19 protein-coding genes are annotated in these 14952 nt (G+C 53.3%); 13 read left to right on the top strand and 6 right to left on the bottom strand.

The features are described 5' to 3' along the window. Positions 1-33 precede the first annotated feature (33 nt). The 11 genes from VGM48_RS08035 (at position 34) to aroQ (ending at position 7074) form a co-directional block, all read left to right on the top strand. Entirely contained in the window at positions 34-1026 is a 993-nt protein-coding gene (locus VGM48_RS08035; protein ID WP_331577842.1) for an aldo/keto reductase, read from the top strand. Positions 1027-1083: 57 nt separating this feature from the next. Next, entirely contained in the window at positions 1084-1494 is a 411-nt protein-coding gene (locus VGM48_RS08030; RefSeq protein WP_331577840.1) for a hypothetical protein, read from the top strand. 122 nt (positions 1495-1616) lie between these two features. Next, positions 1617-1835 carry a translation initiation factor IF-1 gene (gene infA, locus VGM48_RS08025; RefSeq protein ID WP_188929708.1) on the top strand — a complete coding sequence of 73 codons (219 nt, stop codon included), beginning with the start codon at positions 1617-1619 and terminating at the stop codon, positions 1833-1835. 8 nt (positions 1836-1843) lie between these two features. After that, a complete protein-coding gene (gene ykgO, locus VGM48_RS08020) occupies positions 1844-1960 on the top strand; it encodes a type B 50S ribosomal protein L36 (RefSeq protein WP_038084689.1) in 117 nt (38 codons plus the stop codon). A 26-nt stretch (positions 1961-1986) separates the two neighbouring features. Next, positions 1987-2367: a 30S ribosomal protein S13 gene (gene rpsM, locus VGM48_RS08015; RefSeq protein ID WP_331577827.1), complete on the top strand. Its 381-nt coding sequence runs from the start codon at positions 1987-1989 to the stop codon at positions 2365-2367. A gap of 302 nt (positions 2368-2669) precedes the next feature. After that, entirely contained in the window at positions 2670-3074 is a 405-nt protein-coding gene (gene rpsK / locus VGM48_RS08010) for a 30S ribosomal protein S11 (protein WP_331577825.1), read from the top strand. Positions 3075-3193: 119 nt separating this feature from the next. After that, positions 3194-3799 carry a 30S ribosomal protein S4 gene (rpsD, locus tag VGM48_RS08005; protein ID WP_331577823.1) on the top strand — a complete coding sequence of 202 codons (606 nt, stop codon included), beginning with the start codon at positions 3194-3196 and terminating at the stop codon, positions 3797-3799. A 35-nt stretch (positions 3800-3834) separates the two neighbouring features. Beyond that, positions 3835-4830, top strand: a complete 996-nt coding sequence (locus VGM48_RS08000) for a DNA-directed RNA polymerase subunit alpha (RefSeq protein ID WP_331577821.1) — start codon at positions 3835-3837, stop codon at positions 4828-4830. A gap of 96 nt (positions 4831-4926) precedes the next feature. After that, positions 4927-5421 (top strand): 50S ribosomal protein L17, encoded by a 495-nt coding sequence (gene rplQ / locus VGM48_RS07995; protein WP_349257093.1) that lies wholly within the window; start codon positions 4927-4929, stop codon positions 5419-5421. A gap of 114 nt (positions 5422-5535) precedes the next feature. After that, entirely contained in the window at positions 5536-6645 is a 1110-nt protein-coding gene (gene carA, locus VGM48_RS07990; RefSeq protein ID WP_331577819.1) for a glutamine-hydrolyzing carbamoyl-phosphate synthase small subunit, read from the top strand. A gap of 15 nt (positions 6646-6660) precedes the next feature. Then, the gene (aroQ, locus tag VGM48_RS07985; RefSeq protein ID WP_331577817.1) at positions 6661-7074 is read left to right on the top strand and encodes a type II 3-dehydroquinate dehydratase; all 414 of its coding nucleotides are present in this window, start codon (positions 6661-6663) and stop codon (positions 7072-7074) included. A 25-nt stretch (positions 7075-7099) separates the two neighbouring features. Here the strand turns inward: aroQ and VGM48_RS07980 are convergent, their stop codons facing one another. Then, positions 7100-7780 (bottom strand): peptidylprolyl isomerase, encoded by a 681-nt coding sequence (locus VGM48_RS07980; RefSeq protein ID WP_331577815.1) that lies wholly within the window; start codon positions 7778-7780, stop codon positions 7100-7102. 61 nt (positions 7781-7841) lie between these two features. Here VGM48_RS07980 and VGM48_RS07975 point away from each other — a divergent pair, with 61 nt between their 5' ends. Beyond that, the gene (locus VGM48_RS07975) at positions 7842-8501 is read left to right on the top strand and encodes a hypothetical protein (RefSeq protein WP_331577813.1); all 660 of its coding nucleotides are present in this window, start codon (positions 7842-7844) and stop codon (positions 8499-8501) included. Here the strand turns inward: VGM48_RS07975 and VGM48_RS07970 are convergent. The 3 genes from VGM48_RS07970 to VGM48_RS07960 form a co-directional block, all read right to left on the bottom strand. Continuing rightward, positions 8498-9313, bottom strand: a complete 816-nt coding sequence (locus tag VGM48_RS07970; RefSeq protein WP_331577811.1) for an alpha/beta hydrolase family protein — start codon at positions 9311-9313, stop codon at positions 8498-8500. The two genes, VGM48_RS07975 and VGM48_RS07970, sit on opposite strands and share 4 nt — an antisense overlap. A 62-nt stretch (positions 9314-9375) precedes the next feature. Further along, positions 9376-11787 carry a M1 family metallopeptidase gene (locus tag VGM48_RS07965; protein WP_331577809.1) on the bottom strand — a complete coding sequence of 804 codons (2412 nt, stop codon included), beginning with the start codon at positions 11785-11787 and terminating at the stop codon, positions 9376-9378. Positions 11788-11821: 34 nt separating this feature from the next. Next, the gene (locus VGM48_RS07960; protein WP_331577807.1) at positions 11822-12403 is read right to left on the bottom strand and encodes a HupE/UreJ family protein; all 582 of its coding nucleotides are present in this window, start codon (positions 12401-12403) and stop codon (positions 11822-11824) included. Positions 12404-12459: 56 nt separating this feature from the next. Here VGM48_RS07960 and VGM48_RS07955 point away from each other — a divergent pair, with 56 nt between their 5' ends. Further along, positions 12460-12966, top strand: a complete 507-nt coding sequence (locus VGM48_RS07955; protein WP_331577805.1) for a DUF6702 family protein — start codon at positions 12460-12462, stop codon at positions 12964-12966. Here VGM48_RS07955 and VGM48_RS07950 read toward each other — a convergent pair. Together VGM48_RS07950 and VGM48_RS07945 are read right to left on the bottom strand one after the other, a co-directional pair. Next, entirely contained in the window at positions 12963-14273 is a 1311-nt protein-coding gene (locus VGM48_RS07950; protein WP_331577803.1) for a hemolysin family protein, read from the bottom strand. The two genes, VGM48_RS07955 and VGM48_RS07950, sit on opposite strands and share 4 nt — an antisense overlap. Beyond that, entirely contained in the window at positions 14266-14898 is a 633-nt protein-coding gene (locus VGM48_RS07945) for a phosphatase PAP2 family protein (RefSeq protein ID WP_331577801.1), read from the bottom strand. Before VGM48_RS07945 ends, VGM48_RS07950 begins: the two co-directional genes overlap by 8 nt. Positions 14899-14952 lie beyond the last annotated feature (54 nt).

Genomic DNA, 14952 nt, shown 5'->3' with positions numbered 1-14952 from the left:
GCGGGTGCTATAGTTTTGCGGGAAATTGAACATATGGAATACAGACAACTGGGGGAATCGGGACTTTCGGCTTCGGTGATCACGTTTGGCGCCTGGGCGATCGGCGGCTGGATGTGGGGTGGCAGTGAGCGGTCGGATGCGGTGGCGGCTATCAGGGCTTCCTATGAGGAAGGGGTTACGTCGATCGATACGGCTGCGGTGTATGGGCAGGGGCTTAGTGAGGAGATCGTCGGTGAGGCGTTGCAGGGTATTCCGCGGGACAAGGTGCAGATCATGACCAAGTTCGGGATGCGCTGGGACCTGGCGAAGGGGGATTTTGGCTTTAAGAGCAAGGATAATGAGGGCAGACCGCTGGATATTTACAAGTATGGTGGGAAGGAGAGTATTATAAAAGAATGCGAGGACAGTTTGCGGCGGTTGAAAACGGATTATATTGATCTCTACCAGCAGCACTGGCCGGATGTCACTACGCCGATCGCGGAGACGATGGAGGCGTTGGCGCAGTTGCAGAAGGCGGGTAAGATCCGGGCCGCGGGGGTGTCGAATTATGATACGGCGCAGCTGAAGGAGGCGGAGAGGACGATCCGGCTGGCTTCGGACCAGGTCCCGTACAGTATGGTGCGGCGGGATATCGAAGAGCAGCTGGTTCCGTATTGTATCGGGCATAAGAAGGCGATCCTTGCCTACAGTCCGTTGCAGCGGGGGCTTTTATCGGGCAAGATCCGGCCGGGGCATCGGTTTGGCGAGGGGGATAACCGGGGGGACAGTAAGTATTACCAGGGGGAGAACCTGAACCGGATCAATGGGTTTTTGGATGAATTGCGGCCGATGGCGGAGGCGAAGGGCGCTACCCTGGCGCAGCTGGTCATCCGGTGGACGATCCAGCGGCCGGGGATCACGATTGCGCTGGTAGGGGCGAGGGATGCCCGGCAGGCGGTGCAGAATGCGAAGGCGATGGAGGTGGGGCTGACGGCGGAGGATGTGGTCTTTATCGATAAAAAGCTGGATGGGTTGAAACTGGATTAGTTGGGTTGTGTTTTGAAAATCCGTAAATTGGATCATAACAACATAAAACGATGTCATATGATTCAGTTTCACGAATTACGAATGGGCGACCTGGTATTGGTCGAATTTGATGGCCAGAAGACGGAAGGGGAAGTGATCGATCTGGATGGTGCGGAAAGGAAGATACAGGTTCGGACGGGTGATGGCCAGGACTTTTGGTATTCGCCTAATGACTTGTATCCCATTATGTTAAATGAAGACCAGTTGTTGAAATTCGGATTTGAGAAGCAGGTGCAGGCGGATGGCAAGATCAAGTATCTGAAGGGCCCGTTTCGGATCTTGTCCGGAAACGGGAATTTTTCCGATTTTGAGATGTGGTATCGGGAAGACCGGCGGCATATCACGCGGCCGTTGAGCGTCCATGGGTTGCAGAACCATTTCCACCAAATGACGAAGATCGACCTTACGCGGGCGGTTCAGGAGCATTAGGATGCGGGTCTGAATATGTCCAAGAGGTGAATTGAGCTAATGTTGCGGCAAAAAATCATATTTTCCCGGGATTTTTTGACGTAATCGAATATTATTCCTATCTTTGCGCTCCCAAAAACTGTATGGCGAAACAAGCACTCATTAAACAAGATGGTATCATTCTGGAAGCCCTATCCAATGCTATGTTCAAGGTGAAGCTGGAAAACGGGCACGAGATCCTGGCCACCATCTCGGGTAAAATGAGAATGAACTACATACGGATTTTGCCGGGGGATAAGGTGGGGGTTGAGATGAGCCCTTACGATCTAACAAGAGGTAGAATTATATTCAGATACAAATAACAATTGTCATGAAAGTTCGTGCATCCATTAAAAAGCGCAGCGCCGATTGTAAGATCGTGAGAAGGAAGGGTAAGCTGTATGTTATCAACAAGAAGAATCCCCGCTTCAAGCAGCGCCAGGGTTAATTAAACAAAAAATTCAATTTTAGAATATGGCTCGTATTGCCGGTGTAGACTTACCAAAAAATAAAAGAGGGGAGATTGGGCTTACCTATATTTTCGGTATTGGCCGTTCGACTGCTCAGTATATCCTGACCAAGGCCGAGATCGGTTTTGACAAGAAAGTGCATCAGTGGAATGATGAAGAACTGAACGCTATCCGTAATATCATTACGAATGAGTTCAAGGTGGAAGGTGCGCTTCGCTCAGAGGTGCAGATGAATATCAAGCGTTTGCTGGATATCGCCTGCTACCGGGGGCTGCGTCATCGTAAGGGTCTGCCTGTTCGTGGTCAGCGTACGCGCACCAACAGCCGTACGAGGAAAGGTAAGCGTAAGACGGTTGCCGGCAAGAAGAAGGTAGCCAAGAAATAGTTGAACCACATGAGCTGGCAGCTGCCGATGGGCATCGCTTTGGGGCAGGGCCGGCTTTTGTTGTCGATATGCACTGTTGAATGTGGATCGACGCCAGATACCGGGGTGCAGGCGGAGGGTTGATCCGGCCGCGAGAGCGGGAAGTATTTTAAAACAGGCGAAACCGGCCGGTTGATCCGGGCGGAAGAGCAAAGCGGACCACGGGTCCGCTGGCCGAAGGCCCATCAAAGACGGATTAGCGTCGGAGGGTACCTTGGCCAGAACCCGGAGACGCTAAACAAAAGATTACCTAAGGTAACCGTATGGCAAAAGCACAAGCAAACAGCGCAAAAGCCGCTGCTAAGAAAAGGATCGTCAAGGTCGACGTTTATGGTGATGCGCATGTCACCGCCAGTTTCAACAACATTATCATCAGCCTTACCAACAAGAATGGGCAGGTTATTTCCTGGAGCAGTGCCGGGAAAATGGGTTTTAAGGGTTCCAAGAAGAACACGCCTTATGCGGCCCAGATGGCCTCTTCGGATGCAGCCAAGACTGCGGTTGACGCGGGTCTGAAGAAGGTGGATGTTTATGTAAAGGGTCCCGGTTCGGGCAGGGAGAGTGCCATTCGCGCTCTTTCGAACAACGGGATCGAGGTGGTGATGATCAAGGATGTGACGCCGCTGCCGCACAATGGCTGCCGTCCGCCCAAGAAACGTCGTGTATAGTATAATTATCAGCGATCGCTCCTACGGAGCGATCGTATTTATAAAAGCCGGGTAAGATTCAATTTTAAGATTTTTGAATAATCTTGCCCGGGTAACTCAAAAATCTAACAAAGAAAAGTATGGCACGTTACACAGGACCGAAAACGAGAATTTCCCGGATTTTCGGTGAGCCGATCTTAGGCAATGGCAAGTATCTGACGAAGAACAGCAATCCTCCCGGCCAGCATGGCGGGACGAAGAAGCGTAAGGCTCCGGGCGAGTATGCCCTGCAGCTGAAGGAAAAGCAAAAGGCCAAGTACACCTATGGGGTACTCGAGCGCCAGTTCCGTAAGACTTTTGATGAGGCCAACCGCCGCAAGGGGGTAACCGGTGAGAACCTGATCAAGCTGCTGGAAAGCCGGCTTGACAATACTATTTATCGTCTTGGCGTAGCGCCTTCGCGTCCTGCTGCCCGTCAGCTGGTGGCTCACAAGCATGTCACGGTGAATGGTGAGGTCGTCAATGTTCCCTCTTTCCAGCTGCGTCCCGGTGATGTCATTTCACTGAAGGAAAGCGCCCGGGGGAATACGGGTATCACCAGCCAGATCCGCGGCAAGAATGCCAAGATCAACTGGCTGGATTGGACCGAAGCCGAGTTCAAGGGAACTTTTATCGCTTATCCCGAGCGGGAGAGCGTGCCTGAGAACATCAAGGAGCAGTTGATTGTTGAGTTGTACAGTAAGTAAGAGTTGTTAGTAACCGTTAAATCGTAAATTTAAATATGGCCATTTTAAATTTCCAGAAACCAGACAAGATCATTCTTCAAAAGGCGACTGATTTTGAAGCTCAATTCGAATTCCGCCCTTTAGAGCCGGGTTATGGTGTCACCATCGGGAATGCCCTTCGCCGGGTGTTGCTCAGCTCTTTGGAAGGATATGCGATCATTGGGGTCAAGATAGAAGGTGCCGATCACGAGTTCGCTACCCTGAAAGGCGTGACGGAAGATGTGGTGGAAATCATCCTGAATCTGAAGCAGGTTCGTTTCAAGAAGAAGGTTGATCATGAAGTGGCACAGGAAAAGATCACGCTGAGCCTGAAGAACAGGACGGAATTCACTGCCGGAACGCTGGGAGAAGCTACTCCTTCGTTCGAGGTTATGAACCCCGGGCTGCTCATTTGTACCCTGGATTCTTCTGCGAAGTTGGACATTGAGATCACCATCGGCAAGGGCCGTGGTTATGTTCCGGCCGAAGACAATAAGCCCAAAGACGCGCCGTTCGGTTTTATTCCGACCGATGCTATATTCACTCCCATCAAGAACGTGAAGTATTCCATCGAGAATACCCGTGTGGAGCAGCGCACCGACTTTGAAAAGCTGATCATGGAAGTTTCCACGGACGGGACCATTCATCCGGAAGAAGCTGTCAAGCAGGCTTCGCGTATCCTGATACAGCATCTGATGATCATCACCGACGAGAACATCACCTTTGACAATAAGGAAGAGAAGAAAGAAGACCTGGTGGATGAGCAGACGCTTCAGCTGCGGAAGATCCTGAAGACGCCGCTGGAAGACCTGGATCTTTCGGTTCGCGCCTTCAACTGTCTGAAAGCCGCCAAGATCAACAGCCTTAGCGAGTTGGTGACCTATGAGCAGGAAGACCTGATGAAATTCCGCAATTTCGGTCAGAAGTCTCTGGCTGAGATCGAGCAGGTGCTTGGGGAACGCGGTCTGCACTTCGGTATGGACCTCACGAAACTCAAAGTAGACGACGAGTAACAAATTTCACGACCGGCCTCCGCAATGCGGGGCCGGTCTCTTTTTTTATACAGCCTTACAATTCCTGACACGGTGTAAGGTTTAAATCAAACAGTCATGCGTCACGGAGACAAAATCAACAATCTGGGCCGTACAGCTTCGCATCGGAAAGCGTTGCTTAGCAATCTGGCCATTCAGCTGATCGCGCACAAGCGGATCGTTACTACCCTCGCCAAGGCAAAGTCCCTGCGGACCTATGTTGAGCCGCTGATCACCAAGGCAAAGGACAATACTACTCACCAGCGTCGCGTCGTATTCAGTTACTTGCAGGACAAGGAAGCGGTTACCACGCTGTTTGGCGAGATCGCCACGAAGATAGCCGGTCGTCCCGGCGGTTATACCCGGATCATTAAATTGGGTACCCGTGTCGGTGACAACGCCGAAACGGCCCTGATCGAGCTGGTCGATTTCAACGAGGTTTATGGTAAAGGCAAGGGTGAGGTTAAGGATGCCGCAGGCAAGAAGACCCGCCGTGCAGGTGGCAGCCGGAAAAAGGCTACTCCCGCCGCCGAGGCCAAGGAATCCAAGAAAGAAGACAAGGGCGCTGAATAATAGTAATACACAGGGCTTCTGGATAAAAATTACCGACCCGGCATCTGCCGGGTCTTTTTTTTAAGTAGTTTTGCACAATTTTCATTTTCGTACTATCCAAATTTTTCGTTCCACATGTCCCATACTTCCACACACATCCCGGCTGTTCTCCTGCTTGAGGACGGCACTGTTCATCATGGCCAGGCTTTTGGTAAGAAAGGCACCACTTCCGGTGAGATTTGCTTCAATACGGGCATGACGGGCTACCAGGAGGTGTTTACAGATCCCAGTTATTATGGTCAGGTGTTGATCATGAACAGCGTTCATATCGGTAATTATGGGGTCAAGGAGAGCGATGTGGAGTCGGGCGGCGTCAAGATCCGGGGGCTTATCGGCCGTAACCTGGAGGAGCAGTTTTCGCGGATGCAGGCCAAGGGTTCGCTGGATGAATATCTGAAGGCCAGCAATATCGTCTGTATCGAGGGTGTCGACACCCGGAGCCTGGTGTCCCATGTCCGGGTCAAGGGAGCGATGAATTGTGTCATTTCTTCGGAGACGACCGATCTCGACGAACTGCGGGCTGTTTTAAAGAAGACCCCTTCGATGGATGGGCTGGAACTGGCTTCGGTTGTCAGCACGGAAAAGGAATACGAGGTGGGTGATCCGGCTTCGTCGCTGCGGGTCGCGGTGCTGGACTTTGGGGTGAAGAAGCATATCCTGCAGTGTATGGTGGACCGGGGCGCCTATGTAAAGGTATTTCCTGCCCGGACGCCGCTGGCGAGGCTGAAGGAATTCTCGCCGAGCGGCTATTTTCTTTCGAATGGTCCGGGGGATCCCGCGCCGATGGACTATGCCATCCCGATGGTGAAGGAACTATTGAAAGAGAAGAAGCCGCTTTTTGGCATCTGCCTTGGGCATCAGCTGCTGGCCCTGGCCAATGATATTCCGACCTTCAAGATGCACCATGGGCATCGTGGGCTGAACCATCCGGTGAAGAACCTTATCACCGGTCGCTGTGAGATCACGACGCAAAACCATGGTTTCGGTGTTGACCCTGTAGCCGTTCGCAAGGCGTCGAATATCGAAGTGACGCATGTCAACCTGAATGATGAATCGATCGAAGGCATCCGGTTGAAGGACCGGCCGGCCTTCTCCGTTCAGTACCATCCTGAATCGACGCCCGGCCCGCATGACAGCCGATATCTCTTTGATGAGTTTGTCGCGCTGATGCGGCAGTACAACTAAGCAAAAGCCACCGGTATGACTATAACGATCATCAACGGTCCCAACCTCAACCTGCTGGGGGTTCGCGAGCCTTCGGTATATGGCAGTGAGACCTTTGAGCAATATTTCGCGACGTTACAGCAGCAATTCCCCCAGGTGAAATTCGAGTATTTCCAAAGCAATGTGGAAGGAGAGCTGATCAATGAGCTACAGCGTGCGGGATTTGCTTCGGATGGGATCATCATGAACCCGGGCGGCTATACGCATACTTCGGTTGCGATCGGCGATGCTATTGCAGCGATCCCCGCGCCGGTGATCGAAGTGCATATCAGTAATGTTCATGCGAGGGAAGAATTCAGGCATATCTCCCATGTTTCCGCGAAGGCCAGGGGAACCATTGCCGGACTGGGGTTGAAGGGATATGAATTGGCGGTGCGGTACTTCCTTTAAGCGCGACTTGCCGCCTGCTGCCTGGTTATAAGAATATCTGCAGCATCAGCGCGAAACCCGTGTCCTGTTTGGGATCATCCGCCTTCCGGATGATATGAAGGCCGGCGGGACTCCACATCTTGAAGACATCCCCTTTTTTATGGACCAGGACCTCGTGTTCGATCGTTGGTTGGAGCATGCCGCGGGCAATCCAGCCCAGATCACCTTTTGTAGCGGTTTCACCGCCCATGGAGTAGGTTTGCGCCATCTGCTCGAAACTTGCGCTGCCGTTTCTGATCTTTGCGATGATGGCGTCGGCCAGGGAGTCGGCGACGCGGCGGCGGAATATGGCTGTGTCAATAAAGATCTGGTTGAGATGATAGAACTGGTTTGGGGCTTTGCTGAGTAACTGCACCAGGTATCGTCTGCCGGCAGGACCATAGGGGCCGTAGACCTTTTTTTCCTTGCCGTTATAGGCCAGGCTGTCGGCGATGCCGTTGAAGTGCCGGGTCCGACTGACGATGATGGTATCGATCTTGAACTGTTTTTTGAGGATGTCGCGGGTATAGAGGAGGGGATTGGGGGATCTTTCCAGTTCGGCCTTTATTTGGGGGATGGTAGTCGGGACGGATGAGGAGGGCTGGACGGTGGTTCCCCGGGCGGGTTTTGTCTGGGCCCGGAGGGTGGAGCCGGCCAGGAATAAAAACAAAAACATGTATAGTTTCATGTCAATCAGTTGGATAGACAAATGTATCATAAATTGGAACGATTTTCGTTATTTTATAGTGATGATACGAGTCTTATTTTTCCTGCTCCTGGCGACCACACTTACCGCGTCGCGCGCTTTTTCCCAGTGGAAGAGCTTTATCATCAGCCCCAAGGGGGACACACTGAATTGCGTGGACAACGATAATAAAAGAGAGGGCCGATGGGTGATCCATGTGGATGAGCTTCGGGGTGAGCCGGGTTATGAGGAAGAGGGTATTTATAAGAACAACCGGAAAGAGGGGCTTTGGCGGCGGTATACGCTGTCGGGTGATATCTCCGGGGTGGAGTTTTATAAATGGGGGCTAAAGGATGGGGTTTGCCAGTATTTCGGCATGAACGGCACGTTGTTGCGGGAGGAGAGCTGGCGGGCGATTAACCCCGATAAGGAATATGATACGTTACAGATCGAGGATGTGGATCATCTCGATCACTATAAGACCGTTGTCGTGAAGAATGAGGGTGCTGCCATCAAGGACGGCACCTGGAAATACTACGATCCCGCTACCGGTATGGTCGCGCGGACGGAGACCTATACGGTAGGGAAGTTAGAGCATCCGGCCCAGCAAACGGCGGCGGCCTCCACGGCCCCCAAGACGGTTGCCAAACCGAAGGAAGTGCTGGAGTTTGAGAAGAAGATCGGCAAGAAGAAGGTGAAGGTGCAGGATGGGAGTGTGTATTAGTTTTTGTTGAAATATTTCCAAAAGAACAGGACCTGGTAGTCGATGCTGTTGTTCCAGTAATCATGATTGTGTCCGCCTGGGCGTTCGATGTAGTCGTGATCGATCTTTTTATCCAGTAATTTTTGATGGAGGGCGCGATTCACGGGAAGAAAGAAGTCGCTGACGCCGCAGTCGAAGATGATCTTTAGCTGACCGTTGCTGAGATCGTCGACGGCGTGGATCACCGTGTTGTTTTCCCAGTTGTCTTTATGGGTGGCGTAGTCGCCGAGGTCTTTTTTTATTCCCCAGGACCCTGGGAACGGGGTGAAGTCGACGCCGCCGCTGGTGGCGCCGGCTGCGCCGAAGAGATCGCGATGGCGGATGGCGAGGTAGAGGGCGCCGTGACCGCCCATGCTGAGGCCGGTGATGGCGCGGTGGGCATTTTCGGCGCGGGTGGGGTAGTGGGTGTCGATATAGGAGATGAGTTCTTTTGTGATAAAGGTTTCATAGCGGACCGAAGGATCGATGGGGCTGTCGAAGTACCAGCTGTCGTAGCCGCCATCGGGGCAGACGAAGAGGATACCGTCGGTGGTGGCTTCCTGCGCGAGTTGCGGGGCGGTTTGGATCCATTGGGCATAGTTGCCGCTGTGGCCGTGGAGAAGATAGACGACGGGCCAGTGAGTGCCGGCGGCGGGTTTTGCGGCAGGGCTGATGACGACGCATTTGATGTCCTTGTTCATGACGGTGCTGTGGACAAGGATGGTGTCGACGGTACCGGCGAAACTGCGGGTAGCGATGCCGGCGATCAAGAGGAGGGAGAGGAAGATCTTCATTGGGTGAAATTATGAAAAAACCCCGGCTGACGGCCGGGGTTTACTATTTCGGGTGGTTCTTATTAAAAGGCTTTCTTATCCTTACCCGTCATCTGCATCGGGTTGTTGGCCTGGGGGATGGCGCGGGGTCCGAGTTGCTTGGCTTTGAATATCTCGAACTTGCTTTCCGTCTGAACGACGGGCCAGCTGTTGTTGCTTTCGTCGATGTCGGCGGTCTCGCGGTTGGGGTCGAGCTTGATGCTCCTGACCTCTTTGTCCTTTACGAAGAGCTTGGTAAGACGGGCTTCGTTCTTGCGCCAGACCTGGGCGGGGATTCGTTCGATCTCCCTGGTCCCATCTTTATAGGTCCATTCGATGATAATGGGCATTACCAGGCCGCCTTTGTTGCTGAACTGCAGTTCATAGAACTGTTTGGACTGAAGTTTGGACTTCTCGGCATCATCGAGGGGTTCGTCGGAGAAGCTGTTCACTTCCCGTCCATTGATATGGGTAGACTCGACGGTATAGGTAGCCGTATCGTAGGGGATCTGTCCGCGGGTGTATTTGTAGTAGAAATCGTGCAGGCTCGTGTCCGCGTCCGAGGGGAAGACGATGCTCTTGTCTTCGCGGTTCCTCACTTTGGAGATGTCCGTCGGGAACTTGCCGTCGGGGTAGGGCTTGTCGATGTGTTTTACCACGGTGGTCGTGGTGTGTTCGGGGACATGGCTGAAGTCGGGGGTCAGGTGTTTGACGCTGTCGAGGGAAAGATCGACAGGTTCGATCCCGTAGAACCAACCGCGCCAGTACCAGTCGAGGTTCTCCGCGCTGGCGTCGTTCATCGTCCGGAAGAGATCGGCCGGGGTGGGATGCTTAAAGGCCCAGCGTCTTGCATATTCCTTGAAGGCGTAGTCGAACAGCTCGCGGCCCATGACGGTTTCGCGGAGGATGTTGAGGGCGGTAGCGGGTTTGGAATAGGCGTTGGGGCCGAAGTTGACGATGTTCTCCGAGTTGGTCATGATCGGCTCCAGCTGATCCTTCGGAAGCTTCATATAGTCAACGATCGCCCAGCCCGGACCTTTGCCGCGAACGGGGAAGTGATTATCCCAGCGTTCTTCGGTGAGGTATTCAACGAAGGAGTTGAGGCCTTCGTCCATCCATGTCCACTGGCGTTCGTCGCTGTTGATGATCATCGGGAAGAAGTTGTGGCCTACTTCATGGATGACGACGCCCAGCATCCCGTACTTGGTGGCTTCGCTATAGGTGCCGTCTTTTTCGCAGCGGCCGTAGTTGAAGCAGATCATCGGGTATTCCATCCCATTGGCTGCTTCCACGCTTTGTGCCACGGGGTAGGGGAAGGGAATGGTGAAGTGGGAATAGGTCTTGATGGTATGGGCGACGGCCTTTGTGGAGAAGCGGCGATAGAGGGGATAGGCTTCCTTGCCGTAGTAGCTCATGCACATGACCTTCTTTCCTTCCACATAGGCGGGCATGGCGTCCATGACGAACTTGCGGGAGGAGCCCCAGGCGAAGTCACGGACGTTGTCGGCTTTGAATATCCAGGTCTTCGTAGCCTTGTTCTTTTTGACCTCGGAGGCCTTTGCTTCGGCGAGGGTCACGATCTCGACGGGTTCTTTTGCCGTCTGCGCCTGCTGCCAGCGGGCAAATTGGCCGGGTGTGAGCACCTGTTGGTAGTTCTGGCATTCGCCGGTGGCACCGATGATATGATCGGCGGGAACGGTCATCTGCACTTTGAAATTGCCGAAGGTGAGCGCGAATTCCCCCCGGCTGGTGAACTGGTTGTTCTGCCAACCCTGGAAGTCGCTATAGACGCACAAGCGAGGATACCACTGGGTCATGGTGAAGAGGTAGTTACCATCTTCGGGGAAGTATTCGTAACCGCCGCGGCCGCCGGTCTTCATACGATCGGAGATATGGTAGTTCCAATTGATCTTGAAGACGAATTTCTGACCGGGTTTCAAGGTTGCCGGCAATTCGATGCGCATCATGGTCTTGTTGACCATGTGGTCGAGGGGTTTGCCCAATGCGTCGGTGATCTTGACGATGTTGTCGCCGTAGTCGTTGGTCTCTTTGGCGTTGGCTACGCGGTCGAGCATCTGGTCGCTGACGATCTTCGGCATGCTGCTGCCGTCCTGGTAGTTGGCGTTGTTCTTCGTGCTGTGTTCGTTCTCGTCGAGCTGCATCCAGAGATAGGTCAGTTCGTTGGGGGAGTTGTTGAAGTAGGTGATGGTCTCCGAGCCGGTGAGCCATTGTTTGTTCTCGTCGAGGGAACAGGTGATGTCATAGTCGGCACGTTGCTGCCAGTATTTCGGTCCGGGTGCTCCGCTGGCCGTCCGGTACTCGTTCGGCGTTGGGAGGATGGTTCCCAGCGCTTCGAACTTGTTGCCGTGGTTGGAGGTGGGATTGTTATGGATATCCTGCGCCTGGATCGCTCCTGCGACGCAGATACCTAACAAAATAAGCAGTTTGTTCTTCATGTGTGTATGTGTTTTGATAATAGACAAGCTTTGTTCAGGGCCAGCGATCAAAAGCCATTTTCAACGAGGCGAGCAGCACCAGCGCCGATGCGCCTCTCACCCACCATATCCTGCGTATCCTGACGAGCTGCACGAAAATAAAGGAAATTACCAGGATTGCGGCAACCACGACCAATTGGGCGGCTTCGATGCCCAGGTTGAATGCCAGCAGGGGCAGGACCAGTTCGTCTTTTCCTACGAGACTGACGAGGGTGCTGGCGAAGGCCAGGCCGTGGATCAGTCCGAAGAAGAGGGCGAAGAAATAGATGATAGGCAGCCGGGAGGGATGTTCTACCCGGTCCTGCCGCTGTACCAGGTTGTTCAGGGCCGTTGCGACGATGGTCAGCGGGATCAGGAACTCGATCCAGCGGGTGGCGATATGCACCAGTCCCAGGGCGCTGAGGGCCAGGGTGACGGAGTGACCGATCGTAAAAGCCGTGACGAGGACGACCACTTTTCTCCAGTCCTTTGCGAGGTAGCGCAGGCAAAGGGCGGCTACGAAGAGGATATGATCGAGAGCCTCGGGGTTGAGGATGTGATCGATGCCGATGCCAAAATAGAGTTTAAAATCCGACATGGTGGGGAAATTGTAAAATTATTCAGACTTTTGTCTTTCTGAAATTTACTTTTTAAATGGCGGCATCTTTATTTAAATGGTTTAGCGTAGCCCTTATCGGGGTGATCATGACAGCGGCGGGACCGCATCCTCTGTATATCAGCGTCACGGAGATCAATCATAATCCCAAGGATAAGATATTGGAAGTCAGCTGTAAAATGTTTACCAACGACCTGGAGGCGGCGCTGGAGAAGATGTCGAAGACGCCTGTCGATCTCTCCGCCGCGAAGGACAAGGCTGTCGCGGACAGGCTGGTAGCGGAATATGTCGAGAAGCATCTGCGGCTAAAGCTCGACGGGAAGGCCGTTGTACTTCATTTTGTGGGCAGTGAAAAGGAAAATGACGGGACCTGGAGTTATTTCCAGGTGAACGATGTGCCGGCGGTGAGGCGCATCGAGGTGGTGAACGAGCTGCTTTACGACAGTTTCAGCCAGCAGATCGGTATCATGCATGTGACGGTGGGTGGTCAGCGGAAGAGTACGCGGCTGGATTGTCCCGAGGCCAGTGCTTCCTTTGACTTCTAGCCTTCTTCTTCTTCCTTGTATTCTTTCTCCATTTCTTCGGAGAGGGTTACCAGCACCTTGTCGATGCGGGCGGAATCCATATCGATGATCTCGAAGGTGAAGCCCCGCCATTTCAGTTTTTCCCCGGTGCCGGGTATATGTTCCAGTTCGCTTAAGATGAACCCAGCCAGGGTGTCGAAGTCATCGCCGCCTTCGGTGAGCCAGTCGCCTTTATGGAAATGGGCGAGAAAATCATAGAAGGGGATCTGGGCGTCGATGAGATATCCCCCTTCGGGCCGTTGGGTTATCTCATAATCCGCGACATCCGGCTGGGCGATATCGCCGATGATGGCTTCCAGAATATCGTTGAGGGTGATCAGTCCGAGCAGGCTGCCGTACTCATCGACGATGAAGCAGCAGTGGATCTTCGATTGTTTGAACTTTTCGAGGACCATGTAGGCGCTATTGTTCTCGGGCACGAACAGTGCCTGGGTCATGATATCCTTGAAAGGGACATTGTCGTCGGTGACGTAGAGGTCTTTGATGGACACGATGCCCTTGATGTTATCGATCTCTCCGTCGCAGATGGGATAGACGGAGTGGGGCTCGCGGATGATCTTTCCCTTGATGGTCTCTTCATTTTCCTGGAGATCGAACCAGATGATGTCGCTTCGATGGGTCATCAGCGAGGTGATGTTGCGATCGCCGAGGTGGAATACCCGTTCGATGATCTCCTGTTCCGCTTCTTCGATGGCGCCCTGTTCGGTTCCTTCGTTGATGATGGCTTTTATCTCGTCTTCGGTGACGGCGCTGTCTTCGTTCGGATGGATCTGGAAGAATTTGAAGAAGAGGTTGCTGGTCTTGTTGAGCAGCCAGACGATGGGGTGGGTGATGAGGGACAGGGTGCGGACGGGTCTTGCCACGAGGCGGGCGATCTGTTCGGCCCGGAGCAGGCCGATGCGTTTGGGGATCAGTTCCCCGAAGCAGATGGACAGCAGGGTTACGCAGACCAGGATCACGCCGGTGGAGATATTGGCGGCATAGTGCCGGAGATAGGGGATCTTTTCCAGATATGGCTGCAGATCGGCGCTGAATTTCTCGCCGGAGTAGAAGCCGGTGAGGATGGCGATGAGCGTAATACCGATTTGCGCGGTGGGAAGGAACAGCTCGGGTTTTTCGGCCAGCCGCAGTGCGGAACGGGCTTTTTCGTCACCGTTATCGGCGAGGTTCTCGAGCCGGGTCTTTCGGGCCGAAACGAGGGCGATCTCCGCCATAACGAATAACCCGTTGAGGAAGATCAGAAGCAATAAAATGATCAGCTCAAGCATGAGATGAATTATGGGATGGTAAATGGAGAGTGCCCGCCTGGAGTTTGAATACGCGGCTTGTCCCCCAGCCGATGAGTGAGCCCACGATGGCGCCGCAGACTACATCCAGCGGATAATGGACACCGACATAGACCTGGGCGTAGGAAATGAGAAAGGCCCAGACGAATACCAGGCGCCACCAGGGGCTTGTATGTTTCAAGGTGTGATAGAGGAAGACGGCCATGGCAAAGTGGTTACAGGCATGGGAAGAGGTGAAGCTCGAACTGGCCGGGCAGTAATTGGCGATAAAATGGATGGTATCCGCCCAGGCGGGGTTGGCGCAGGGGCGAAGGCGAAAGACCAGGTGATTCTTGATGAGGCCGCTGCTGATCAGATCGCTGATGATGACGGTCATGATAAAGTAGGCGGACCAGAGCCAGCCTTTCTTGCGGAAATTCAGGGTGGCGAAGACAAAAAGAAAAAGATAGAATGGATACCATAATTCCTGCTCCCGCATAAAAAGGAACCCAAAATCCAGGAAGGGGGCTGACCAGGCCTGGTTTATACGGGAAAAGAGCCAGTAGTCGCCCTGTAAGATCGTATGCAAAAAAACCAGATGATGAGGGCCCGCGTCGAGTAACATCATGGTTTAATATAAATTCATCTAATTTTACGCCCGTTTCGATATAATTCAGGCATG

Origin of the sequence: Puia sp. (assembly GCF_036500295.1) — a bacterium.
Lineage (GTDB): Bacteria > Bacteroidota > Bacteroidia > Chitinophagales > Chitinophagaceae > Puia.
The sequence above is the reverse complement of the archived record's forward strand: the minus strand, read 5'-3'. Positions and strand labels throughout refer to the sequence as shown.

What these genes read in the sequence shown, in the direction of transcription:
- VGM48_RS08035 (WP_331577842.1), top strand. Translation starts at nt 34, where the DNA reads ATGGAATACAGACAACTGGGGGAATCGGGACTTTCGGCTTCGGTGATC.
- VGM48_RS08030 (WP_331577840.1), top strand. Translation starts at nt 1,084, where the DNA reads ATGATTCAGTTTCACGAATTACGAATGGGCGACCTGGTATTGGTCGAA.
- infA (WP_188929708.1), top strand. Translation starts at nt 1,617, where the DNA reads ATGGCGAAACAAGCACTCATTAAACAAGATGGTATCATTCTGGAAGCC.
- ykgO (WP_038084689.1), top strand. Translation starts at nt 1,844, where the DNA reads ATGAAAGTTCGTGCATCCATTAAAAAGCGCAGCGCCGATTGTAAGATC.
- rpsM (WP_331577827.1), top strand. Translation starts at nt 1,987, where the DNA reads ATGGCTCGTATTGCCGGTGTAGACTTACCAAAAAATAAAAGAGGGGAG.
- rpsK (WP_331577825.1), top strand. Translation starts at nt 2,670, where the DNA reads ATGGCAAAAGCACAAGCAAACAGCGCAAAAGCCGCTGCTAAGAAAAGG.
- rpsD (WP_331577823.1), top strand. Translation starts at nt 3,194, where the DNA reads ATGGCACGTTACACAGGACCGAAAACGAGAATTTCCCGGATTTTCGGT.
- VGM48_RS08000 (WP_331577821.1), top strand. Translation starts at nt 3,835, where the DNA reads ATGGCCATTTTAAATTTCCAGAAACCAGACAAGATCATTCTTCAAAAG.
- rplQ (WP_349257093.1), top strand. Translation starts at nt 4,927, where the DNA reads ATGCGTCACGGAGACAAAATCAACAATCTGGGCCGTACAGCTTCGCAT.
- carA (WP_331577819.1), top strand. Translation starts at nt 5,536, where the DNA reads ATGTCCCATACTTCCACACACATCCCGGCTGTTCTCCTGCTTGAGGAC.
- aroQ (WP_331577817.1), top strand. Translation starts at nt 6,661, where the DNA reads ATGACTATAACGATCATCAACGGTCCCAACCTCAACCTGCTGGGGGTT.
- VGM48_RS07980 (WP_331577815.1), bottom strand. Translation starts at nt 7,780, where the DNA reads ATGAAACTATACATGTTTTTGTTTTTATTCCTGGCCGGCTCCACCCTC.
- VGM48_RS07975 (WP_331577813.1), top strand. Translation starts at nt 7,842, where the DNA reads ATGATACGAGTCTTATTTTTCCTGCTCCTGGCGACCACACTTACCGCG.
- VGM48_RS07970 (WP_331577811.1), bottom strand. Translation starts at nt 9,313, where the DNA reads ATGAAGATCTTCCTCTCCCTCCTCTTGATCGCCGGCATCGCTACCCGC.
- VGM48_RS07965 (WP_331577809.1), bottom strand. Translation starts at nt 11,787, where the DNA reads ATGAAGAACAAACTGCTTATTTTGTTAGGTATCTGCGTCGCAGGAGCG.
- VGM48_RS07960 (WP_331577807.1), bottom strand. Translation starts at nt 12,403, where the DNA reads ATGTCGGATTTTAAACTCTATTTTGGCATCGGCATCGATCACATCCTC.
- VGM48_RS07955 (WP_331577805.1), top strand. Translation starts at nt 12,460, where the DNA reads ATGGCGGCATCTTTATTTAAATGGTTTAGCGTAGCCCTTATCGGGGTG.
- VGM48_RS07950 (WP_331577803.1), bottom strand. Translation starts at nt 14,273, where the DNA reads ATGCTTGAGCTGATCATTTTATTGCTTCTGATCTTCCTCAACGGGTTA.
- VGM48_RS07945 (WP_331577801.1), bottom strand. Translation starts at nt 14,898, where the DNA reads ATGATGTTACTCGACGCGGGCCCTCATCATCTGGTTTTTTTGCATACG.